Source organism: Exiguobacterium sp. s91, assembly GCF_018618915.1.
GTDB lineage: Bacteria > Bacillota > Bacilli > Exiguobacteriales > Exiguobacteriaceae > Exiguobacterium_A > Exiguobacterium_A abrahamii.
Map to the genome: position 1 here is coordinate 732,219 of NZ_JACSMZ010000001.1, position 21,908 is coordinate 754,126.

The 21,908-nt window shown below is 45.3% G+C and carries 21 protein-coding genes and 2 other annotated features (1 of these 23 only partly in view); of the genes, 19 read left to right on the forward strand and 2 right to left on the reverse strand.

What is annotated here, in order from left to right; translation table 11 throughout:
• Positions 1-187 (forward strand) — a binding site (T-box leader); it begins 24 nt to the left of the window's first position.
• 57 nt (positions 188-244) lie between these two features.
• The 14 genes from alaS (at position 245) to KNQ06_RS03650 (ending at position 13,866) form a co-directional block, all read left to right on the forward strand.
• Positions 245-2,887: an alanine--tRNA ligase gene (alaS, locus tag KNQ06_RS03585; RefSeq protein ID WP_215147358.1), complete on the forward strand. Its 2,643-nt coding sequence runs from the start codon at positions 245-247 to the stop codon at positions 2,885-2,887.
• A 34-nt stretch (positions 2,888-2,921) separates the two neighbouring features.
• Positions 2,922-3,191: an IreB family regulatory phosphoprotein gene (locus tag KNQ06_RS03590; RefSeq protein ID WP_029342229.1), complete on the forward strand. Its 270-nt coding sequence runs from the start codon at positions 2,922-2,924 to the stop codon at positions 3,189-3,191.
• Positions 3,188-3,610 carry a Holliday junction resolvase RuvX gene (gene ruvX / locus KNQ06_RS03595; RefSeq protein ID WP_023468910.1) on the forward strand — a complete coding sequence of 141 codons (423 nt, stop codon included), beginning with the start codon at positions 3,188-3,190 and terminating at the stop codon, positions 3,608-3,610. Before KNQ06_RS03590 ends, ruvX begins: the two co-directional genes overlap by 4 nt.
• A 14-nt stretch (positions 3,611-3,624) precedes the next feature.
• A complete protein-coding gene (locus KNQ06_RS03600) occupies positions 3,625-3,912 on the forward strand; it encodes a DUF1292 domain-containing protein (protein ID WP_023468909.1) in 288 nt (95 codons plus the stop codon).
• The gene (locus KNQ06_RS03605) at positions 3,899-4,192 is read left to right on the forward strand and encodes a DUF1292 domain-containing protein (RefSeq protein ID WP_023468908.1); all 294 of its coding nucleotides are present in this window, start codon (positions 3,899-3,901) and stop codon (positions 4,190-4,192) included. Before KNQ06_RS03600 ends, KNQ06_RS03605 begins: the two co-directional genes overlap by 14 nt.
• A 78-nt stretch (positions 4,193-4,270) precedes the next feature.
• Positions 4,271-5,419, forward strand: a complete 1,149-nt coding sequence (mltG, locus tag KNQ06_RS03610) for an endolytic transglycosylase MltG (RefSeq protein WP_149427657.1) — start codon at positions 4,271-4,273, stop codon at positions 5,417-5,419.
• A gap of 71 nt (positions 5,420-5,490) precedes the next feature.
• Positions 5,491-6,129: an O-methyltransferase gene (locus KNQ06_RS03615; protein WP_023468906.1), complete on the forward strand. Its 639-nt coding sequence runs from the start codon at positions 5,491-5,493 to the stop codon at positions 6,127-6,129.
• A gap of 16 nt (positions 6,130-6,145) precedes the next feature.
• The gene (gene udk, locus KNQ06_RS03620; protein ID WP_023468905.1) at positions 6,146-6,793 is read left to right on the forward strand and encodes a uridine kinase; all 648 of its coding nucleotides are present in this window, start codon (positions 6,146-6,148) and stop codon (positions 6,791-6,793) included.
• 56 nt (positions 6,794-6,849) lie between these two features.
• Positions 6,850-7,323, forward strand: a complete 474-nt coding sequence (gene greA / locus KNQ06_RS03625; RefSeq protein WP_029342224.1) for a transcription elongation factor GreA — start codon at positions 6,850-6,852, stop codon at positions 7,321-7,323.
• 52 nt (positions 7,324-7,375) lie between these two features.
• Entirely contained in the window at positions 7,376-8,074 is a 699-nt protein-coding gene (gene mtnN, locus KNQ06_RS03630) for a 5'-methylthioadenosine/S-adenosylhomocysteine nucleosidase (protein ID WP_023468903.1), read from the forward strand.
• A gap of 106 nt (positions 8,075-8,180) precedes the next feature.
• A complete protein-coding gene (locus KNQ06_RS03635; protein ID WP_050677578.1) occupies positions 8,181-9,125 on the forward strand; it encodes a beta-ketoacyl-ACP synthase III in 945 nt (314 codons plus the stop codon).
• A 1-nt stretch (position 9,126) separates the two neighbouring features.
• Positions 9,127-10,365, forward strand: a complete 1,239-nt coding sequence (fabF, locus tag KNQ06_RS03640) for a beta-ketoacyl-ACP synthase II (RefSeq protein WP_050677577.1) — start codon at positions 9,127-9,129, stop codon at positions 10,363-10,365.
• Positions 10,366-10,591: 226 nt separating this feature from the next.
• Complete coding sequence (locus KNQ06_RS03645) at positions 10,592-12,019, forward strand: peptide ABC transporter substrate-binding protein (protein WP_215147361.1); 1,428 nt, start codon at positions 10,592-10,594, stop codon at positions 12,017-12,019.
• Between the two features lie 203 nt (positions 12,020-12,222).
• On the forward strand, positions 12,223-13,866 hold the full coding sequence (locus KNQ06_RS03650) for a peptide ABC transporter substrate-binding protein (protein ID WP_215147363.1): 1,644 nt from the start codon (positions 12,223-12,225) through the stop codon (positions 13,864-13,866).
• Positions 13,867-13,963: 97 nt separating this feature from the next.
• Here KNQ06_RS03650 and trpS read toward each other — a convergent pair whose 3' ends face one another.
• Entirely contained in the window at positions 13,964-14,965 is a 1,002-nt protein-coding gene (gene trpS / locus KNQ06_RS03655; protein ID WP_149427655.1) for a tryptophan--tRNA ligase, read from the reverse strand.
• Between the two features lie 51 nt (positions 14,966-15,016).
• Positions 15,017-15,222 (reverse strand) — a binding site (T-box leader).
• Between the two features lie 56 nt (positions 15,223-15,278).
• Entirely contained in the window at positions 15,279-15,659 is a 381-nt protein-coding gene (locus KNQ06_RS03660) for a DUF3899 domain-containing protein (protein ID WP_029342197.1), read from the reverse strand.
• Between the two features lie 271 nt (positions 15,660-15,930).
• On the opposite strand from KNQ06_RS03660, the gene KNQ06_RS03665 reads away from it, so the two are divergent.
• The 5 genes from KNQ06_RS03665 (at position 15,931) to KNQ06_RS03685 (ending at position 21,890) form a co-directional block, all read left to right on the forward strand.
• Complete coding sequence (locus KNQ06_RS03665; RefSeq protein ID WP_047393676.1) at positions 15,931-17,544, forward strand: peptide ABC transporter substrate-binding protein; 1,614 nt, start codon at positions 15,931-15,933, stop codon at positions 17,542-17,544.
• 334 nt (positions 17,545-17,878) lie between these two features.
• Positions 17,879-18,805, forward strand: a complete 927-nt coding sequence (gene opp3b / locus KNQ06_RS03670) for an oligopeptide ABC transporter permease (RefSeq protein WP_058703812.1) — start codon at positions 17,879-17,881, stop codon at positions 18,803-18,805.
• On the forward strand, positions 18,805-19,836 hold the full coding sequence (gene opp3C, locus KNQ06_RS03675; protein ID WP_050677572.1) for an oligopeptide ABC transporter permease: 1,032 nt from the start codon (positions 18,805-18,807) through the stop codon (positions 19,834-19,836). The genes opp3b and opp3C overlap by 1 nt, the downstream gene beginning before the upstream one ends.
• Before the next feature lie 27 nt (positions 19,837-19,863).
• Entirely contained in the window at positions 19,864-20,937 is a 1,074-nt protein-coding gene (locus tag KNQ06_RS03680; RefSeq protein WP_029342201.1) for an ABC transporter ATP-binding protein, read from the forward strand.
• Positions 20,937-21,890: an ABC transporter ATP-binding protein gene (locus KNQ06_RS03685; RefSeq protein ID WP_029342202.1), complete on the forward strand. Its 954-nt coding sequence runs from the start codon at positions 20,937-20,939 to the stop codon at positions 21,888-21,890. The genes KNQ06_RS03680 and KNQ06_RS03685 overlap by 1 nt, the downstream gene beginning before the upstream one ends.
• The last annotated feature ends 18 nt before the right edge of the window (positions 21,891-21,908 follow it).

Sequence of the window (21,908 nt, forward strand, 5' to 3'; positions counted from 1 at the left end):
TAAAAGGAAAACTCGAGTCCAGAGAGAAGTGAGTCTGCTGCAATCACTTTCTCGAGTCCCTTTGAAGCTCCTTCCGGAGTCGGGTGTAAACACCTGCGGGTCATCCCCGTTATCAGATGTTCGAGGTAGGCAATGGATTGCTTACGAACGAGGGTGGTACCACGGAAGCGATGCTTTCGTCCCTTTTCAGGGATGAAGGCATCGCTTTTTTGCGTCCAAATAAAACCAATGGGGGTAACTGTTCATGAAAGCTCTAAAACCATTAACGGGTGCACAAATCCGTCAGATGTATCTTGATTTCTTCCAAAGCAAAGGGCATGCGATCGAACCGAGTGCTTCACTCGTACCGGTCGAGGATCCATCGCTCTTGTGGATCAACTCAGGGGTTGCGACACTCAAGAAGTATTTCGATGGTCGTGTCATTCCTGATAATCCACGTATCGTCAACGCACAAAAATCAATCCGGACGAACGATATCGAAAACGTCGGGAAAACAGCACGTCACCATACGTTCTTCGAGATGCTCGGAAACTTCTCTGTCGGTGATTACTTCCGTGAAGATGCGATCAAATGGGGCTGGGAACTCTTGACGAGTGATGACTGGTACGGTCTTGACCCGGAACGTCTCTCGGTCACGATTCACCCGGAAGATGACGCAGCGCGTCAAATCTGGTTTGAACTCGGTGTACCGGCTGAGCGGATCATTCCACTTGAAGATAACTTCTGGGAAATCGGTGAAGGTCCATCTGGTCCGAACACGGAAATCTTCTTCGACCGTGGACCTGCTTTTGGAGACGATCCGAACGATTCAGAACTCTACCCAGGTGGCGAAAACGAACGCTATCTCGAGATCTGGAATATCGTTTTCAGTCAGTATAACCACGATGGACACGGCAACTACACGGAACTTCCGCGTAAAAACATCGATACAGGAATGGGACTTGAGCGGATGGCATGTGTCATGCAGGACGTGCCGACGAACTTCGATACGGATCTGTTCATGCCGATCATTCACAAAACAGAAGAGATCAGCGGTAAAATCTACCGTGATGATTCGAAACTCGATGTAGCATTCAAAGTCATCGCAGACCACATCCGTACCGTATCATTCGCGATCGGTGATGGTGCGCTTCCTTCGAATGAAGGACGCGGATATGTCCTTCGTCGTTTACTACGCCGTGCGGTTCGTTATGCGAAGATGCTTGGAATCGAACGTCCGTTCATGTATGAACTCGTCGATACGGTCGGGAATGTCATGGTCGACTTCTACCCACAAGTTCCAGAAAAAGCAGACTTCATCAAACGTGTCATCAAAAACGAAGAAGAACGTTTCCATGAGACACTTCATGACGGTCTTGCAATCTTGAACACAGTCGCTCAGACGTCTAAGGCGAACGGTGAGCATGTTATCAGTGGCGAAGATGCGTTCCGTCTGTATGACACGTATGGTTTCCCACTCGAATTGACAATCGAGTATGCGGAAGATCATCAGATGTCTGTTGATGAAGAAGGCTTCAAACTAGCGATGGATGCACAACGTCAGCGGGCACGTGCAGCGCGTGAAGAGAGTGGTTCGATGCAACAGCAATCGGAAGTCCTCTCGACGCTAAAAGATAAAAGTACGTTCGTCGGCTATACCGACCTTAAGGCGGATGCGAAAATCATCGCTTTAGTGCATGATGGAGAACGAGTCACAGAAGTCGCTGCTGGTGAAGAAGCACAAGTCATTCTCGACATCACACCGTTCTACGCTGAAAGTGGTGGTGAAGTCGCGGATACAGGAACAATCGAAGGCAAAGACTTCGTTCTTGATGTCAAAGATGTTCAAAAAGCACCAAACGGTCAAAACTTGCATACGGTCATCGTTCGTACAGGGATCGCAACGGAAGCTGCAGACGTCGTTGCAAACGTCGAAGCAGCAGAGCGTAAAGCCGTCACGAAAAACCATACGGCAACACACTTGCTTCATAAAGCATTGAAAGATACGCTCGGAACACACGTCAACCAAGCGGGATCACTCGTTTCTCCAGATCGTCTTCGTTTCGACTTCTCACACTTCGGTGCAGTGACACAAGAAGAGTTGACGAAGATTGAACAAGACGTCAACCAAGCAATCTGGGCATCACTACCGGTTGATATCGAAGAGATGAACATCGCTGATGCAAAAGCAAAAGGCGCGATGGCATTGTTCGGTGAGAAATACGGTGAAACGGTCCGTGTCGTCTCAGCAGGCACATACTCAATCGAGTTGTGTGGCGGTATCCACGTCGGGAACACAGCAGAAATCGGCTTGTTCAAGATCGTTTCAGAGTCCGGGATCGGTGCAGGTACACGCCGAATCGAGGCGGTAACGGGTGCAGGCGCGTATCGTGTCATGAATCAGCACTTGGAAACACTCGAACAAGCAGCAGCTGTCTTGAAGACGAAGACGACAGAAGTTCCTGTTCGCATCGAAGCACTGCAACAACAGCTCCGTGAGACGGAACGGGCGAATGAATCGTTGCAAGCAAAACTTGCGAACATCGAAGCTGCTTCATTGAAAGACGATGTTGAGGAAATCAACGGTGTGCGTGTGCTTGCGAAACGCGTCGACGTCTCAGATATGGATGCTCTTCGCGGTATGATGGACGAGTTGAAGAGCTCGCTCGGATCAGCAATCATCGTTCTCGGAAGTGCGCAAGGTGAGAAAGTCAATCTCGTCGCAAGCGTCTCAAAAGATTTAATCGACCAAGGCTATCATGCTGGTAAATTGATCAAGGAAGTCGCAACACGCTGCGGTGGTGGCGGTGGCGGTCGCCCTGACATGGCTCAAGCTGGTGGAAAAGATGCGTCGAAATTAGAAGAAGCACTCGCGTACGCTTCACAATACGTGCAATCACTGGCATAATAGAAACGTAGTGTATATGAAAGAGGTGATGAACGTGAGTCAGATGGATCAAACGATGAAATTCAACTTTCCGGAAGACGATAACAAAGCAGCGACACGTGATGTGTTGTTGACGGTCTATCATGCTTTAGAAGAAAAAGGATATCATCCGATCAACCAAATCGTCGGCTATCTCCTTTCAGGAGATCCTGCTTACATTCCTCGTCATAATGACGCACGTAATTTAATTCGTAAGATTGAACGCGACGAATTGCTCGAAGAACTCGTGAAATCTTATTTGGCGGAGAGTGGAAATTCAAAATGAAACGTGCAATGGGACTAGATGTCGGTTCGAAGACGATCGGGGTAGCTGTCAGTGACTTGATGGGCTGGACGGCGCAAGGCGTCGAGACGGTCAAGTGGACGGAACCGGATTACCCAGAAGCCTTCAAACGGCTCGATGTCATCATGAAGACATACAATGTCGAAATCCTAGTCATTGGTCTTCCGAAAAACATGAACGGTTCCATCGGTCCCCGCGCAGAAGCAAGTGAAGCTTTTGCGAAGGAAATCGAACAGCATACCGGGCTTGAAGTCGTCTTCATGGATGAACGGTTGACGACGATGCAAGCAGAACGGATGCTGATCGATGCCGATGTCAGCCGTAAAAAGCGTAAACAAGTCATCGATAAGATGGCTGCCGTCATGATCCTGCAATCGTACTTGGATCGGACGAACCGATGAAGGGGGAGAAACCGATGGCTGAAGAAAAACGTCAGTATCTCTTTCCAGATGAAGAGGGCGGCGAACATCTTTTCGAAGAATGGTACCGTTACTCGAGTGAACGTACAGGAAAAACCTATCTGTTTCTTGAAATGATCGGTAACCCTGACGAAGGAGCAGATGATCTGATCATCTGTGAGATCGATGAATATGGAGAAGGCGAAGATGATTTCGAATTGAGCCTGATCGATGAAAATGATGAGCAAACTTGGGATGAACTCGAGCTTGCGTTAAAGGAGCGGATCACTGATGCAACAGAATGAACCAACACGTTACGTAATTCCGGACGGCGAAGGAAATGATTTCGAATTCGTAGAACGTCTGCGTTATGAAAGCCCACGTTCGAGCAAGACATACATCTTCCTCGAGCCAATCGGAGCAGACTATGACGAAGCAGAAGAAGTCGACATCTTCGTTTACGAACTCGACGAATACGGTGATGGAGACAACGACTTCAACCTCGTACCAATCGATGAAGACGATACAGCGACTTGGGATGAAATCGAAGAAGTCTTTAACACGCTCGAAGACCAGTTAGACTAACCCGACTCATGACAGGTGACGTCGTAAGAGACTTTCTCTTACGATGTCACCTTGTTTTAAGAGAAGAAGGAGGAACCGATGGAGAACGAATGGAAGCAAAATGCTGAAATCGAAAAAAGGCGACGCCGGACATCACGCCGGATTACGCTAATCATCCTTTCTGTATTGTTGACGATTTTTCTAGTTGCCAGTGCGGTCGTCTATGTCTTTTTGAAAAATGCGCTTGAACCAGTCGATGAAACAGCGACGAAATCCGTCAAAGTCGAAATTCCTTTAGGAGCAGGGACGAGTTCGATTGCTTCTTTACTAAAGGAAAAAGACTTAATCGCAAACGAGACGATTTTCCGTTACTACGTCCGTTACAAGAATGAATCGTCATTCCAGGCGGGTACGTATACACTGTCACAAGCCATGTCCCCGGATGAAATCATCAATGAATTAAAGACGGGAACGGTCATGAAGGCAGCGGATGTGAAAATCACGTTACCTGAAGGCATCACGATGGATCGTCAAATTGCTTTGATCGCGAAAGCAACGAACTTCAAGGAAGAGACGGTCCGTAAAGAATTGACGGATGCGACATTCATCGACAGCATGATTGAAAAATATCCGATGTTGACGGATGAAGTGAAGAAGAATGGTGTCCTGTATGCACTTGAAGGGTACCTCTTCCCAGCAACGTATGAGTTTGATAAAGGAAAAAGCATTGATCAAATCGTCGAGACGATGCTCGATGAAACAGAAAAAGTCTACGATGAGAATGAGGATGCCATTCAAAAGTCTGGCATGACCTTCCATGAAGTACTCAGTCTCGGTTCCATGGTCGAGCGTGAAGCGGCGACAGCAGATGATCGTCGTGAAATCGCTGGTGTCTTCAAAAATCGATTGGATGACGGTATGAAGTTACAGTCGGATCCAACGGTTTGGTATGGCACAGGTGAAAATACGGCCTTAACGACGCTGAAGGATCTCGAGAATAATTCGAAGTACAATACGTATAAGTACGAAGGGATTCCGATTGGTCCGATTTCAACGGTCAGCAAAGATTCGGTACTTGCCGTGTTAAATCCGAATAAAACGAAATATGTCTATTTCTTCGCCCGTCCACCAAGTGATAAACATCCAAGAGGACAGATTCTATACGAAGAGACATATGAAGAACATCAACGAAACGTCGTTAAGTATAAGCCGGAATGGGTGGAATACGAAGCGAGTAAAGAGCAATGAGCAACGGGTTGGGTTGAAGCGGGAAGTTCGCTTCAAGTCAACCTGTTTATGCGGAAGAGGGAGTGAATGGCGTGAATGATTTCACGACCTATGTCGAATCAATGATTCATCCTCGAGATGCTCTGTTAGAAGAAATGGAGCGTTATGCGGAAGAACATCATATACCAATCATCGAACTGACAGGTTCCGAAGTCTTGTTATCGCTATTGCGATTACAACAACCGAAGCGCATTCTAGAAGTTGGAACCGCAATCGGATATAGTGCGATTCGGATGGCCCGTGCGCTACCGGATGCGCGCATTACGACGATTGAACGGAATGCAAAGCGGTATGAAGAAGCAAAAACCTTCATCGCCCGGTCAGATGTGGCGGACCGGATTGACATCATTTTTGGTGATGCAGTAGAATTAGCCGAAACGCTTGAAGACCAGTTCGATGCGGTCTTCATTGATGCAGCTAAAGGACAGTATAAAAAATTCTTTGCAGGATATGGGCGACTCATTCCTGAGGGTGGCGTGCTCTATACGGATAATCTCTTCTTACACGGAGATGTCCTCGAGTCTGATCCGAAGACATTCGATCGAAGAAGACGTCGACTCGTGCGTCTCGTCAAGGAATTCACGGTCTGGATGATGGAACAAGAACAATACGATACGACGATTTTTCCGCTCGGTGACGGTGTATCCGTCAGTCGGAAAAAGTCGAAATGATGGAGGAACGAATGACATGCAAAAACCGGTAGTAATTGGTGTAGCGGGCGGAACGGGTTCAGGGAAGACGACGGTGGCACGTTCACTCGTCGATGCGTTCCCAAGTGAATCAATCGTCATGATTGAGCAGGACGCGTATTATAAAGATCAAAGTGATTTATCAATGGAGGAGCGGTATCAGACAAACTATGATCACCCGTTCGCTTTTGATAATGGTCTGTTGATTGAGCACATTCAGTCGCTCCGTGAAAACATTGCCGTTGAAAAACCGGTATATGACTATGTCGCCCACACGCGGGCACAAGAAACGATTCGTCTCGAACCACGCGATGTCATCATCGTAGAAGGAATTTTAGCGCTTGAAGACGAACGGTTACGGGAACTAATGGATATCAAGGTGTTCGTCGATACGGATGCGGACGTTCGCATTCTGCGTCGGATGCAACGCGATATCAACGAACGTGGACGTTCAATCGACTCAGTCGTTGAACAGTACACGAATGTCGTTCGTCCGATGCATCTGCAGTTCTGTGAACCAACAAAACGGTATGCGGACATCATCGTACCGGAAGGCGGCGAGAATCATGTCGCTATCGATTTACTCGTGACGAAGATTCGAGCGATTCTTGATTATCGTTCAGCACTCGATCAAAGAGGATATTGATTCCAAAAAAGATGTGAATATACTATACTAGTGGAATAAAAAGGAGCGTGACAAAAATGGCAGAAAAGCAATACTACATGACGCTTGAAGGTAAAGCGAACATTGAAAATGAATTGAATGAATTGAAGTCAGTCCGCCGGAAAGAAGTCGTCGAGAACATCAAGATTGCCCGTTCGTTCGGTGACCTTTCAGAGAACGCAGAGTACGATTCAGCAAAAGAAGAGCAAGCGATGGTCGAAGGCCGAATCGCTCAACTTGAAGAGATGCTTCGTAATGTTGCCATCATCTCAGAAGAAGAGAAAGATATCTCGGTTGTCGGTATCGGAACGACGGTCACTTTCTTAAGTGTTGAAGATAACGAAGAAGATACGTACACGATCGTCGGTAGTGCCGAAGCAGATCCGTTCACTGGTAAAATCTCGAACGAATCACCAATCGCGAAAAGTTTAATGGGGCACCAAGTCGGAGATCAAGTCTCTGTACCAGCACCAGGCGGCGAATACGCAGTAAAAATTACATCGATCAAATAAAGAACACAGGAGCCGGAGCAATCCGGCTTTCTGTTTGATGGAGGAATGAATTATGCCAATCGCAATCATCGGCGCAATGGAAGAGGAAGTCAACTTATTGCGTAATGAGTTATCAGAACGTAAAGATACAGTCATCGCAAACTATCATTTTTACGAAGGTCTTTTAAATAGCGTTCCTGTCGTCATCTTGAAGTCAGGAATCGGGAAAGTGAACGCTGCGATCGGGACGACATTATTGCTAGACCACTACAAACCAAGTGCTGTCATCAATACGGGCTCAGCAGGTGGATTCAAGGAAGGCTTAACGGTCGGGGATGTCGTCGTCTCAACAGAAGTACGTCACCACGACGTCGACGTGACGGCATTTGGATACGAATATGGTCAGGTACCTGGAATGCCAGCTGCCTATCAAGCAGATCCGAAGCTTGTTGCGACGGCAGAAGCCGTCATCGAGCGGATGGATGCAATTCGCGTCGTTCATGGATTGATTGCGACAGGTGATTCGTTCATCCACGATTCAGAGCGCTCTGCTCAAATCAAGGCGCACTTCCCAGAAGTCGCAGCCGTCGAGATGGAAGCAGCACCAATCGCACAAGTCTGTCATCAGTTCGGTGTTCCGTTCGTCGTAACGCGTTCGATTTCAGATAGCGCCAATGAAGAAGCGTCACTCTCGTTTGATGAGTTCCTCGAGATTGCGTCAATCAATTCCGCTAAAATGGTCATGGAAGTCGTACGGACGTTAGCAGAATGAGGTATGGGGAAGGGCACGGGAGACCATGCTCTTCCTTTTTTCTTTGACAAAAGCAAATTAACGCTTTATATTAGTACCAGATACTAATAACAAAAGGGGATGCCTTATGAAGATCGGGATTGTAGGATTAGGAACGTCTTTGCCGTCACGCCGCGTGACGAATGATGAATTAGCAACGACGCTCGATACGAGTGATGAATGGATTCGGACACGGACAGGAATCGGGGCACGACGGATTGCAGCCGATGATGTGGATGTCACTGACTTAGCGACAGAAGCTGCTCAGAAAGCGCTTGATGATGCTGGATTGACAGTAGAGGACATCGGGTTGATCGTCGTCGGAACGGCAACAGGACGAGCATTTCCTTCTACTGCCTGTATCGTTCAAGAGCGTCTTGGAGCACGCGGAGCGACTGCATTCGATATTAGTGCGGCATGTAGTGGTTTCATCTTTGCATTACAAACAGCTGCTAGCATGTTAGCAACAGTCGAAGGAAAACATGCGCTCGTCATCGGTGCTGAAAAAATGTCGAGTATCGTCGACTGGTCAGACCGGTCAACTGCCATCTTATTTGGAGACGGTGCAGGGGCAGTCGTCATCGGACCAACTGAGCAAGCGGGTCTTAATGCCTTTGAACTTGGAACAGATGGACGCGGAGCACATTTATTATTTAAGGACATCGATGGACCAATCGAGATGAATGGTCGTGAAGTCTTTAAGTTCGCTGTTCGCAAATTACCGGAAATCGTTGAAAAAGTCATTCAAAAAGCGGATAGTACGCTCGAAGACATCGATATCTTGATTCCGCACCAAGCAAACCTACGCATCATTGATGCAGCGTGCGAACGACTGCACATACCGCAAGAGAAAGTCATCGTCACCATCGATGAGCATGCGAATACATCTGCTGCTTCAATCCCACTCGCGCTCGAAGAAGCACGTCAACAAGGACGCCTGACACCTGGTACGAAGCTCGTACTTGCTGGATTCGGTGCCGGATTGACTTGGGGAGCAGCATACATTACTTGGACTAAAGGAGAGAACACATAAGATGATGAGAAAACGCGTTGTAGTCACAGGAATCGGAGCACTGACACCAATCGGGAACGATGCCAATACATTCTGGGAAGCATTAAAAGAAGGAACGAACGGGATTCGTCCGATGGAACGTCTCGATATCGATGAGTATCCGACGAAGGTCACTGGCGAATTGCAGAACTTCGATGTGACAGAATTCATCGAGGCAAAAGAAGCACGTAAGATGGATCGATTCGTTCATTACTCACTCGTTGCAAGCATGGAAGCTGTCCAAGATGCTGGAATCGACATCAAGTCGATTGCTGAACGTGCAGGTGTGTGGATTGGATCAGGAATCGGTGGCGTTGAGACAATCGAGAAACAAGCAAAAATTTACTTTGAGCGTGGACATCGTCGTGTCAGCCCGTTCTTCATTCCGATGATGATTCCGAACATGGCAAGCGGTCAGGTATCAATCTATACCGGAGCCAAGGGACCGAATAATTGTTCTGTCACTGCATGTGCTTCAGGAACGAATGCCATCGGGGAAGCACTTCGTGTCATCGAACGGGGTGATGCAGATGTCATGATCGCTGGTGGAGCGGAAGCGCCAATCACGAACTTAGCATTTGCTGGTTTTTGTTCCAACAAAGCGATGTCAACGAATCACGATCCTGAGACAGCAAGCCGTCCGTTTGACGAAGGGCGTGATGGATTCGTCATGGGAGAAGGGGCAGGCATCTTGATTCTTGAAGAGTACGAGCATGCGGTAGCACGTGGCGCAAAAATCTATGCTGAAGTCAGTGGGTATGGATTAACAGCTGACGCCTACCACATCACAGCTCCAGATCCAGATGGAGACGGTGGCGCGCGTGCGATGGCAATGGCAATCCAAGATGCAGGTATCGCACCAGAAGCAGTCGGATACATTAATGCACACGGAACGAGCACACCGATGAACGACATTCTTGAAACAAAAGCGATTCACAGTGTTTTCGGTGAACAGGCAAAACAACTTGTCGTCAACTCAACGAAATCGATGATTGGTCACTTACTTGGTGGCGCTGGTGGCGTCGAGGCGATTGCGACGATCAAATCGTTACAAGAACAAACCGTTCACCCGACGATTCATCTCAAACAGCCGAGTGAAGGCTGCGATCTTGATTACGTGACGGAAGGTGCACGGAGCGTCGAATTGAATTACGCCCTGAGCAACTCGCTCGGGTTCGGTGGACACAACGCATCACTCGTCTTCAAACGTTACGAAGCTTAAGCTTAAGCGATTCCCTTGAAAAAACGAGGGGGTCGCTTTTTTGCTGATTTTCTGATTCAATAGAGAAATGCGTGTTTGACGCAGAAAGGAGTCGTTTATGACTAACATCACAAGAAAAACATCAATCCTGATATTGATCTTATTTTTATTGATTGGTCTCAGTGGTACGCTCATATATCGTCTATCATCATCTCAAAAGACCAAAACAGATCAGGAGACCCAAGCAGTGAAGGTTGAATTAATTGAATCATCACTCCCGAAGACATCCGATATTGCGTTAGCGACAGATAGTCGTTCTCAGACACTGTTAGCACAACTGTATGAAGGATTATATGTCTTTACTTCTGGGACATCCGTCCGTAGAGGATTAGCACAGGATATGTCAGTCTCAAAGGATCGTCTGACGTATACGATTCAACTCAAACAAACGAAAAATGCGCAGGGTCAGCCGATCACGGCACAAGACTTTGTCGATAGTTTCCGACGTGTCGCAGCTAATAAAACGAATTCTCCTTATGGTTTTTTATTTGAAGTGTTTGAAAATGGACGTGCCGTCAATGACGGAAAAATGAAGCCAGAGCGTTTAGGTGTAAAGGCGAAAGGACGCGATCAACTTGTCATCACGCTGAATCAGCCGATTTCGAATCTAAAAGAATTGCTCGCGATGTCCGTCTTTTATCCTCAACCGGAATCCAAGAAGTGGCAAGACCTCACGGGTAATGGTGCGTTTACACTAGAGAATATGTCGAAAAACGGATATACGCTTAAGAAAAACAACCAGTATCATCAACAAAATGTTGTCACAGTCGAGGAAGTGAAAAGCCGCATCATCTCTGATCATCAGACGCAATGGAGTACGTATGAGAACAGTAAAGCAGCGATTCTTCCGTTACAAGAGAGTGTCGAGACACAAGAAGATCAAGTCTCTCGACCAACCTATCAAAAAAAGCGGAGCGGTGTCTTTTATATCGCATTTAATCAAAAAAATGAAGCCTTCCGCGAAAAGACACTCCGAAAACGAATTGCTTACGCCTTGATGGAAAAAGAGTCCGTTCAACTTCCTTTAGGATATGCAGGCATTCCGACGAATCGATTCGTCGTCACAGATACGAATGTATTAATGACAGAACCGGTACAAGTAAAAAAAGAAAATGGTAAACAACAGAAGAAACAACGAATCGAGATGCTTAATTTTGATGATCCACAGGCAAAACGGATCGGGAAACAGCTCGAGACGTATCTTGAGAAACAGTTGCCTGATATTGATATCGTTCTTAAACCAGCTTCGATTGAAGAGAAGATTGATAAAGAACAGTCAGCTCAGTACGCGATGACGTTAACGGGATGGATGCCGGATTATCCAGGTCCACTTGCATATTTGAATCAGTTCGTATCAGATAATCCGTTGAATTCCGTAAACTATCAATCTGACACGTACGATCAAATGATCGAAAAAGCACGGCAGGTACGAGATATGAAGAAAAAACAGGCGTTATATCATCAAGCTGAAAGACAGTTGATCAATCAAGATGCCGTCATCGTTCCTTTGTATCAGACGACAGAGAAATTATATGTTTCTGATACGATTCAAGGAATCGAAGTACCGATTTATGGACCGGAATACCTACTTCGCGCAATGAAAATTCTAAAATAATCACTGAGCTGGGACCATTTTTTCGTGAGGTCCCAGTCTTTTTTGAAAAAATATTTAGAAAAATCGGATAAAAGGTTTGCAAAATTATCAGAACATTGTAAACTATTTGTAACGAAGGGTTTGATTCGAATATAGTAATTCTTTTTTTTTCGGTCAAAAACCTGACAGTATCATTTTTAGAAACCTAGGGGGGTCATCGTAACATGAAGAAGAAAAGTTTTGCTTTAGCTACTTCAGTAGCTCTCGTATCAAGTGCGTTCCTCGCAGCTTGTTCGACAACGGATTCAGGCGACAAATCGGGCGACACAGGTTCAGACAAAAAATCTAGTGATCAAACTCTTAACTTGATCGAAGGTTCGGATATCCCGACACTTAACCCGACGACTTCAACAGACTCGGTTTCATTCAACGTGTTGAACAACACGATGGAAGGTCTTTACCGTCTTGATGACAAGCAGCAACCAACACCAGGTATCGCTGAGAGTCATGAAGTATCAGAAGACAAAAAGACATACACGTTCAAATTACGTGATGCGAAGTGGTCTGACGGTACTCCAATCACAGCTAAAGACTTCGAATATGCATGGAAAGAAGTTCTTAATCCAGAGAACGCTTCACAGTATGCATACGTCTTCTACAACATCGAAGGTGCAGAAGAGTACAATACGAAAAAAGGCGAGCGTGATGCTGTCGGCGTCAAAGCAATCGACGACAAAACGTTCGAAGTTAAGTTAAAAGCACCTGCAGATTACTTCCTCGGACTCACTGGATTCGGACCATTCATGCCGAAATCAGAAGAACTCTCGAAGAAAATCGGAAAAGACTTCGGTTCGACTGCAGACAAAGCGCTCTATAACGGACCATTCAAATTAACAGAGTGGACTCGTGAGCAAGGCTGGAAAATGGTCAAAAACGATAACTACTGGGATAAAGATGCCGTTAAACTTAAAACGATCAACGTTAAGGTCGTTAAAGAAGTTGCAACTGGTGTTAACCTTTACGAAAAAGGTGACATCGATCGCACAGGTTTAACATCTGAGTTCGTTGCCCAGTTCAAAGATAATAAAGAATTCAAAACAAAAGGCGAATCAACAATCTTCTACCTCTACCTCAACACGAAGGTAAAAGCGCTTGATAACGAAAAAATCCGTCGCGCAATCGACATGGGTTACGATAAAAAAGGAATCACGGATGTCATCCTCGCAAACGGATCACTTCCAGCGAACTATCTCGTACCAAAAGATTTCGCGAAAGATGCTGACGGAAAAGATTTCCGCGACAAGTATCCTGGATTCAACGAATATAATGCAGACGAAGCGAAAAAACTCTGGGAAGAGGGCTTAAAGGAAATCGGTCAAAAATCGGTTGATCTTGAACTCTTGAACTACGATAGCGACGATTCGAAAAAAATCGGTGAGTTCTTGAAAGGTGAACTTGAGAAAAACCTTCCAGGTATGAAGGTCACAATCAAACAACAACCATTCAAAAACAAACTTGATCTTGAAAACAAAGGGGACTTCCAATTCTCGCTCGCGGGCTGGGGACCTGACTACCAAGATCCGATGACGTTCCTCGATCTCTTCTTGACAGACGGACCATATAACCGTGGTAAGTGGTCAAATGAAGAGTATGATAAACTCATCAAAGATGCTCAAACACAAACAGATGCAACGAAACGTTGGTCTGAATTGCAAGAAGCTGAGAAAATCCTTCTCGACTCTGCAGCGATCTCACCTGTTTATCAGCGTGGACGTGCATTCCTCGTTAAACCATACGTCAAAGGTGTCGTCGAGCATAACTTCGGCGCAGACTTCTCGTACAAATGGGCTTCGATCGAAGGAAAATAAGCAAAATAAAAACTGCTTCCGATTTAATTCGGAAGCAGTTTTTTGTTTGAAAATATCAAAAAAGATCGGAGCATTCCGATCTCTTTTGGAAGAAGACTTATTTTTTTACCTTAGCACGTTTCCGTTGTAAACCCATTGCCTTCTCGATTTTCGCGATCTTTTTAGCAGCAACGGCTTCAGCACGGTCACGCCCAGCGTCAAGAATCTGATCGAGTTCTTCAGAATCAATCAATTCATAGTAGCGTTGTTGAATCGGTTCAAGTTCCGAAATGATAGCTTCCGCGACATCTGCTTTAAATGTTCCGTAGTTTGAACCTTCGTATTTGGTTTCGAGATCAGGAATCGAGATGCCAGCGAGTAAAGAGTAGATCTCAAGCAAATTCGATACACCTGGTTTGTTTTCGCGATCGAATTTGACGATACCTTCCGAGTCCGTGACGGCTGACTTCACTTTTTTACGAATGACATCTGGTGCGTCAAGCATCGAGATGAAGCCCTTCGGATTCTGATCAGATTTTGACATCTTTTTGTCTGGCGTCGTCAGGCTCATGATTCGTGCTCCTGACTCAGCGATGATTGGTTCTGGTAATGTGAACGTCTCATAGTAACGACTATTAAAACGTTGAGCCAAGTCACGCGTTAACTCAATATGTTGTTTTTGATCATCACCGACTGGAACGAGTTCCGCATCATAGAGTAGGATATCAGCTGCCATGAGTGTTGGATAGACAAACAATCCTGCACCGATTCGGTCTTTTCCTTGTGATTTATCTTTATACTGTGTCATACGCTCGAGCTCACCCATCCCGGAGAGACACGTCAACATCCAGCCGAGTTGTGCATGCGCTTTGACTTCTGATTGAACAAAGATTGTTGATTTTTCTGGATTCAGACCACTTGCGATATAAAGTGCAGCAAGGGCGCGTGTATTGTTCATCAGTTCGACACGATCGATATCGACCGTGATCGAGTGCAAGTCAACGACACAATAATACGCATCATGACCATCCTGTAAATTCACGAAGTGTTTCATCGCACCTAAGTAATTTCCGAGTGTTACTGTTCCCGTTGGTTTGATACCTGAGAAAATCGTTTTCATAATGAAATCCCTCCAAATAATAAAATCAAAATAAAAAACGCCCCTTGAAAATCAAGGGACGATTCATCGCGTTGCCACCCAAGTTGCTATTCGCATAGCCGCTCAATTTGCTGTAATGGGCAAACCCATCTGACTCTACTTGATTCGAATCAGCCACTCGAAAGTCCATTCACGTAGGCATCACCTGTCCATTTCCAGCACCATGGACTCTCTGAAAGGGATGTACCTAAGTTACTACTCTTTGTCGTCGTGTTTTCTTGTTCAATTCACTTAAGTTTACCATACGATAGAAGGTACGTCACGGTGATTTCGATTAAAAGTAAGAGATGATCAGCGATACGATGATGAAGATAATACCACTAGAAACATAGGGTTTCGTTCGGGCAGAAGCTCGATTTTGCTTTTTACGAAGGACTTCTTCCTCTTCGTCATCATCTTCGTAGTAATCGCCATCAATCTCTCGAAGCTTCGCCTCCCGTTGTTTTTTAAATCCAGCTGTCATGCCACGGAAGAAGCCGTTAGCCGACATATTGGAAAAGAATCCGATTGCCATAAGCAAAAAGCCTCCAATGAACAACCCACCAGATAGATGGTATAAAATACCGTGCGTCGAATCGGTGATAGTCGCCCATATCGTATAAAGTAAGACTAGAATGACCGCAATGATGACCGGTCGGAAATAGGTCGATCGCATGAAAATCCCCCTTAAATGCATTGATAATCTTAGTATACGAAATTTTTAATCCTGTTACGAATCGGTAACAAACGAATGATGCAAAATAGCAAATAGTGTGACTATTTACTTGACGTTAATGCTATTCTCACATAAAATCAATTTATCACTTCGTTTAAGTTTTTGAAACTAGGTCAATGCATTTTGGGGAATACATTGCAGTTTCGACGGGACGTTATTGATGTCATAGGCATTATGGCAACTTGGAAATTGAAAAGGAGATGACTTACCGATGAAGAAAAAAACAGTCGGTCTCGCATTATCAGTCATGCTTGCAGGAAGCGCAGTGCTTGCTGGATGTTCGACAGGTGGCGGAGACAGTGATTCAGGGTCTACAGACGGAAAGAAAAATCTACGCTTAACAGACTCTTCGGATATCACGACAGTGGATCCAGCGAAAGCTACGGATTCTGTCGCTTTCAACATGATCGGGAACACGATGGAAGGTCTTTATCGTCTCGATAAAGACGGCAAAGCGATTCCAGCACTTGCAGAAAAAACAGATATCTCAAGTGATAACTTGACGTATACGTTCACACTTCGTGATTCAAAATGGTCTGATGGTTCACCCGTCAAAGCACAAGATTTCGAATTTGCTTGGAAACGTGCTGCTGATCCGAAAACAGCATCTAGTTACTCGTACATCTTTGACACGTTAAAAAACGGCGCTGATGTTACGCAGGGTAAAAAAGCTGTCGACGAGCTCGGTGTTAAAGCACTTGACGACAAAACGTTAGAAGTCAAACTTGAGCGTCCAGCGCCATATTTCCTCTCACTGACATCGTTTGGTACGTACTCACCGATCAGTGAAGACTTCTACAAAAAGAATGAAAAAGACTTCTCGCTTAAACCAGATAAATTACTCTATAACGGTCCTTTCGTTTGGGAATCTTGGAAAACGGATTCAAAACGAGTACTGAAGAAAAACGATAACTACTGGGATAAAGACGCTGTCAAACTCGACGAAGTTACGGTCAGTGTCGTCAAGGATACGTCAACAGTAGTAAACCTCTATGATTCAAATGATATCGATTACGCTGGTTTGACTTCAGAGCAAGTTGAAGCTTACAAATCGAAGCCTGAATTCAAGACAGCTCTTCGTTCTTCAATCGCTTATTTGAAGTTCAATAACGAAGATGCAACGATGAAAAATGTTGATGCACGTAAAGCAATTGCTCGTGCCATCGATCCAAAAGGAATCACAGATACGCTTCTTGCGAACGGTTCGATTCCAACAACAAGCTTCATTCCAAAAGAATTCATCAAAGATGCGTCTGGTAAAGACTATACGAGCGACATCAACTGGTTCGACCGTGATGGAAAAGAAGCAGCTGATCTTTGGAAAAAAGCAAACGGCGATAAGAAAACGACGATTGAACTTCTTTCATTCGACAATGAAGATGCGAAGAAGATCAGTGAGTACATGAAAGGTCAAATCGAGAAAAATCTTCCGAACGTCACTGTTTCAATCAAACAACAACCGTTCAAGAATAAACTCGATCTTGAATCAAAAGGAGATTACCAGGTTTCTTACTCACTTTGGGGCCCGGATTATCAGGATCCAATGTCTAACCTTTCTATCTTCGAATCAACGAATAGCCAAAACGACGTCAAGTACAAGTCTGCAGCTTATGATAAATTGTTGAACGCAGCGAATGAAGAGTCTGACTTAAACAAACGTCTCGATCTCTTCAAACAAGCGGAAGCGCAATTGATTGAGAAAGATCAAGCCATCGCGCCAATCTATCAAGCTGGTTCTGCATACTTGAGCCGTCCGACGGTTAAAGATTTCAACCGTCAAGTGTTCGGAGCAGATTTCCAATACAAATACGTTGATATTAAGTAATCGAGAATGGGAGCGTCCCCTGATCAGTTCGGGTACGCTCCTGTTTTATACTACTTTTTATGAATGGAAACTCATTTTTATCGAAAATGTGAAAGTTTCGTAAAAAAGTAGTTCTAATTACTTTGTTAGCAAAGTATAATGGAATCAAACGAAAAATTCTGACTATTGGATGAAATTAGAAAAACATCCAAGCGAACATCAAATCAAAGCACAATAAAAAAAGAATTTTTAAATTTTTATGACAAAATTCTTGAATGTTCCGACAATTGTGGGTCATACTGATTTTATTGATGTTTCGAAAAAAACAGAAAATCTTTATAGGGGGTGCCATCTTATGGGCCGTTATTTAGCTCAACGCCTGGTTTACGGCGTACTGACGTTTTTACTCATCGCTTCGTTCACTTTCTTCCTGATGGATCTGCTACCAGGTTCACCGTTCCAAAACCAGGAGAAACTTTCTCCTGAACAGTTGAACATCCTTCGGGATAAGTACAACTTGAATGATCCACTGCCACAACGCTATGCAGCGTATATGGTTAACTTGTTCCAAGGAGATCTCGGTATTTCATTCAAATATGATAGCCGTCCGGTAACGGATTTAATCTCTGAACGAATTGGACCATCGGCTCAATTAGGAGTTCAAGCATTAGTACTTGGAGTATTTTTAGGACTCGTCTTAGGTGTTGTCGCGGCGCTTCGTCACAACACAGTGATCGATTACGGTGCAATGTTCGTATCGGTTATCGGAATCTCGGTACCGTCCTTCGTATTCGCCTCACTCCTTCAATACTATGTTGGCGTGAAATGGGGCGTTTTGCCAGTCGCGTTCTGGGAAAGCCCGGCGCATACCATCTTGCCGACCATATCGTTATCACTTGGGGTTACAGCCTCAATTGCTCGATTCGTCCGAACAGAGATGCTAGAAGTTACGAACCAGGATTATGTCACGTTAGCTAAAGCAAAAGGCCTAGATGGTCAGTCGATTACTTGGAAACACATGGTTCGGAACGCCTTGATTCCGGCGATCACGATTCTTGGACCAATGACAGCTGCATTGATTACAGGAACACTCGTCATTGAGCGGATTTTCTCTGTACCTGGTCTTGGTGAACTCTTCGTATCATCAATCACACAAAATGACTACACAGTCATCATGGGTACGACGTTGTTCTTCTCAGCAGTCTTCATTCTCATGATTTTGATCGTCGATTTGCTGTACGGTGTCGTTGATCCACGGATCCGTTTGGGGGGTAACAAATAATGGCTGAACAAAATTCAAATGCAAAAGCAGAACAGTTTGATTCATCGCTGTTCCAACACGTTGAGTTCAATGAACAAGCAGGGGAACGCCTTGCTGGTAAAAGCTTAAACTTCTGGCAAGATGCTTGGATGCGTCTACGCAAGAACAAAGCGGCAATTCTCTCACTTGCTGTCATCATCATCATCGCAATCATGTCATTGGTCGGACCTACTTTATCCGGTAATGACCCTTATACCCAAACAATCACACAAGCTAAACTTCCACCTAAAGTTACTGGTTTAGAGTGGGCTGGTTTTGACGGTATGGCGACACTTGGCGATACGCCGATTGATTTCTATAAACAAAAACAGGTGACGGAGAACTTCTGGTTCGGAACGGACCACCTTGGTCGTGATCTTTGGTCGCGTGTCTGGGAAGGAACGAAGATTTCGTTATTCATCGGTTTGATGGCAGCACTCATCGACGTTCTCGTTGGTGTCACATACGGCGGAATTTCTGCTTATTACGGTGGGCGTGTCGATAACATCATGCAACGTATTGCTGAAATTTTAACAGGTGTACCAAACTTGATCTTGATCATCTTGTTCATCTTGATTCTTGAACCAGGGATCACGACGATCATCCTTGCGATGACGATTACCGGCTGGATCGGGATGAGCCGACTTGTTCGTGGTCAAATCCTGAAACTAAAGAACCAAGAATTCGTTCTTGCAGCACGGACACTTGGTGCTTCTAGCGCACGATTGATCTTTAAACATTTAATTCCAAATACCTTGGGAACGATCATCATCTCGCTCATGTTCACGATTCCAAGTGCGATCTTCTTCGAAGCGTTCTTAAGCTTCATCGGTTTAGGACTTGCACCACCACAACCGTCACTCGGTACATTGATCAACGAAGGGTACAAAGAACTCAAAACGTTCCCATTCTTGCTCGTTGTTCCATCGACGGTCATCGTACTCCTCATGGTCAGCTTCAATATGTTGGCAGATGGACTGCGTGATGCGTTCGACCCACGTTTACGACGCTAACGGAAACTAGAGAGGAGCTCATTCACAATGGAAACTATTTTATCTGTTCGCGACCTGAATGTCGCTTTCCATACGTATGCCGGGACGGTACAAGCCGTCCGCGGTGTATCGTTTGATTTGAAAAAAGGCGAGACACTCGCAATCGTTGGTGAGTCTGGTTCTGGTAAATCGGTTACTTCAAAAGCGATCATGCGTTTGATTCCAAACCCACCAGGTGAAATCACACAAGGTGAAATCTTATTTGAAGGTCGTGACCTCGTTAAGCTTTCGGATAAAGAAATGCAAAAAGTCCGCGGTCGTGATATCGCAATGATTTTCCAAGATCCGATGACATCACTTAACCCGACAATGACGATTTATAAACAAATCGCTGAAGGATTAAAACGTCACCAAGGCTTAACAGGCGACGCAGCGAAAAAGCGTACACTCGAACTTTTGACACTCGTAGGAATTCCGAATCCAGAAGCGCGTCTGAAACAATATCCGCACCAATTATCGGGTGGGATGCGTCAACGGATCGTCATCGCAATCGCACTTGCATGTAATCCGAAAGTGTTGATTGCCGATGAGCCGACGACTGCACTCGATGTTACGATTCAAGCTCAGATTCTTGAGTTATTGAAAGACATTCAGCAAAAAACGGGTACAGCAATCATCTTCATTACGCACGATTTAGGTGTTGTAGCGAACATGGCTGACCGTGTAGCCGTCATGTATGCTGGTAAATTGATTGAAAAAGGTACAGTAGATGAGATCTTCTACGAGCCGCGTCATCCATATACTTGGGGACTACTAGGCTCAATGCCGCGTCCATCTGATGACCGTTCGCAAGATCTTCCGGCGATTCCAGGAACTCCACCGAACTTGATGCATCCACCAGTCGGTGATGCGTTTGCACCGCGTAACAAATACGCGATGAAGATTGATTTCGAGAAAGAACCACCTTTCTTCAAAATCTCAGATACACACGAAGCGGCGACGTGGTTGCTACATCCACAAGCTCCATACGTTGAACCACCCGCTGCAATCCGTGACTTGGCGTTAAAATACCGTCCGGACAGCGTGTTCTCAAAATCGCTTCTGAAAGGCGGTCTGAAATAATGGAAAACCGTAATAAATTACTTGAAGTAAAAAACTTGAAGCAACATTTCAATATTGGACGTGGACGCGTCGTCAAAGCGGTTGATGGACTTTCATTTGATATCTACGAAGGCGAAGTACTTGGTCTCGTTGGAGAGTCAGGCTGTGGTAAGTCAACGACTGGTCGCTCGATCATTGGTTTATACGAAGCGACAGACGGCGAAGTCATCTTCAAAGGTGAAAACGTTCATGGTAAGAAGTCACGTAAAGACAAATTGAAATTCAACCGTGCAATGCAAATGATCTTCCAAGATCCGTATGCATCGTTAAATCCACGGATGACGGTTGGTGATATCATCGCTGAAGGAATCGATATTCATGGTTTAGCAAACTCAAAAGAAGAGCGCAATAACCGTGTATATGATTTGCTTGAGACTGTTGGTTTGACGAAAGAACACGCGAGTCGTTACCCGCACGAGTTCTCAGGTGGTCAGCGTCAACGGATTGGTATCGCACGCGCACTTGCTGTAGAGCCGGACTTCATCATTGCGGATGAGCCGATTTCAGCACTTGACGTATCGATTCAAGCCCAAGTCGTCAACTTGATGAAAAAACTGCAACGTGATCGCAGTTTGACATACTTGTTCATCGCCCACGATTTATCGATGGTTAAGTATATCTCAGACCGGATTGGTGTTATGTATCAGGGTCACCTCGTTGAATTGTGTGATGCGGATCGTCTGTATGAGAATCCTGTTCATGCTTATACGAAGTCACTTTTATCTGCGATTCCGCTTCCGGATCCAGAGCACGAGCGGACACGTAAACGGATCATCTTTGATCGCCCGACGAGTGGACCGGTTGGGAAATCGGATGAAGATTCGAGCATTCCACCACTTCGTGAAATCGAGCCAGGTCACTTCGTTTCGATGACGGATGCAGAACTTGAAGCGTATCAAGCGCAACTCGTATAATCGTTAAAGCAAAAAGGC

Excerpts from the sequence above, each read along its gene's own strand:
- ruvX (WP_023468910.1), top strand. The coding sequence starts at position 3,188 with ATGAAACGTGCAATGGGACTAGATGTCGGTTCGAAGACGATCGGGGTA.
- trpS (WP_149427655.1), bottom strand. The coding sequence starts at position 14,965 with ATGAAAACGATTTTCTCAGGTATCAAACCAACGGGAACAGTAACACTC.
- mltG (WP_149427657.1), top strand. The coding sequence starts at position 4,271 with ATGGAGAACGAATGGAAGCAAAATGCTGAAATCGAAAAAAGGCGACGC.
- KNQ06_RS03660 (WP_029342197.1), bottom strand. The coding sequence starts at position 15,659 with ATGCGATCGACCTATTTCCGACCGGTCATCATTGCGGTCATTCTAGTC.
- opp3b (WP_058703812.1), top strand. The coding sequence starts at position 17,879 with ATGGGCCGTTATTTAGCTCAACGCCTGGTTTACGGCGTACTGACGTTT.
- KNQ06_RS03665 (WP_047393676.1), top strand. The coding sequence starts at position 15,931 with ATGAAGAAAAAAACAGTCGGTCTCGCATTATCAGTCATGCTTGCAGGA.
- greA (WP_029342224.1), top strand. The coding sequence starts at position 6,850 with ATGGCAGAAAAGCAATACTACATGACGCTTGAAGGTAAAGCGAACATT.
- KNQ06_RS03635 (WP_050677578.1), top strand. The coding sequence starts at position 8,181 with ATGAAGATCGGGATTGTAGGATTAGGAACGTCTTTGCCGTCACGCCGC.
- KNQ06_RS03680 (WP_029342201.1), top strand. The coding sequence starts at position 19,864 with ATGGAAACTATTTTATCTGTTCGCGACCTGAATGTCGCTTTCCATACG.
- KNQ06_RS03605 (WP_023468908.1), top strand. The coding sequence starts at position 3,899 with ATGCAACAGAATGAACCAACACGTTACGTAATTCCGGACGGCGAAGGA.
- fabF (WP_050677577.1), top strand. The coding sequence starts at position 9,127 with ATGATGAGAAAACGCGTTGTAGTCACAGGAATCGGAGCACTGACACCA.
- opp3C (WP_050677572.1), top strand. The coding sequence starts at position 18,805 with ATGGCTGAACAAAATTCAAATGCAAAAGCAGAACAGTTTGATTCATCG.
- KNQ06_RS03650 (WP_215147363.1), top strand. The coding sequence starts at position 12,223 with ATGAAGAAGAAAAGTTTTGCTTTAGCTACTTCAGTAGCTCTCGTATCA.
- KNQ06_RS03685 (WP_029342202.1), top strand. The coding sequence starts at position 20,937 with ATGGAAAACCGTAATAAATTACTTGAAGTAAAAAACTTGAAGCAACAT.
- udk (WP_023468905.1), top strand. The coding sequence starts at position 6,146 with ATGCAAAAACCGGTAGTAATTGGTGTAGCGGGCGGAACGGGTTCAGGG.
- alaS (WP_215147358.1), top strand. The coding sequence starts at position 245 with ATGAAAGCTCTAAAACCATTAACGGGTGCACAAATCCGTCAGATGTAT.
- mtnN (WP_023468903.1), top strand. The coding sequence starts at position 7,376 with ATGCCAATCGCAATCATCGGCGCAATGGAAGAGGAAGTCAACTTATTG.
- KNQ06_RS03600 (WP_023468909.1), top strand. The coding sequence starts at position 3,625 with ATGGCTGAAGAAAAACGTCAGTATCTCTTTCCAGATGAAGAGGGCGGC.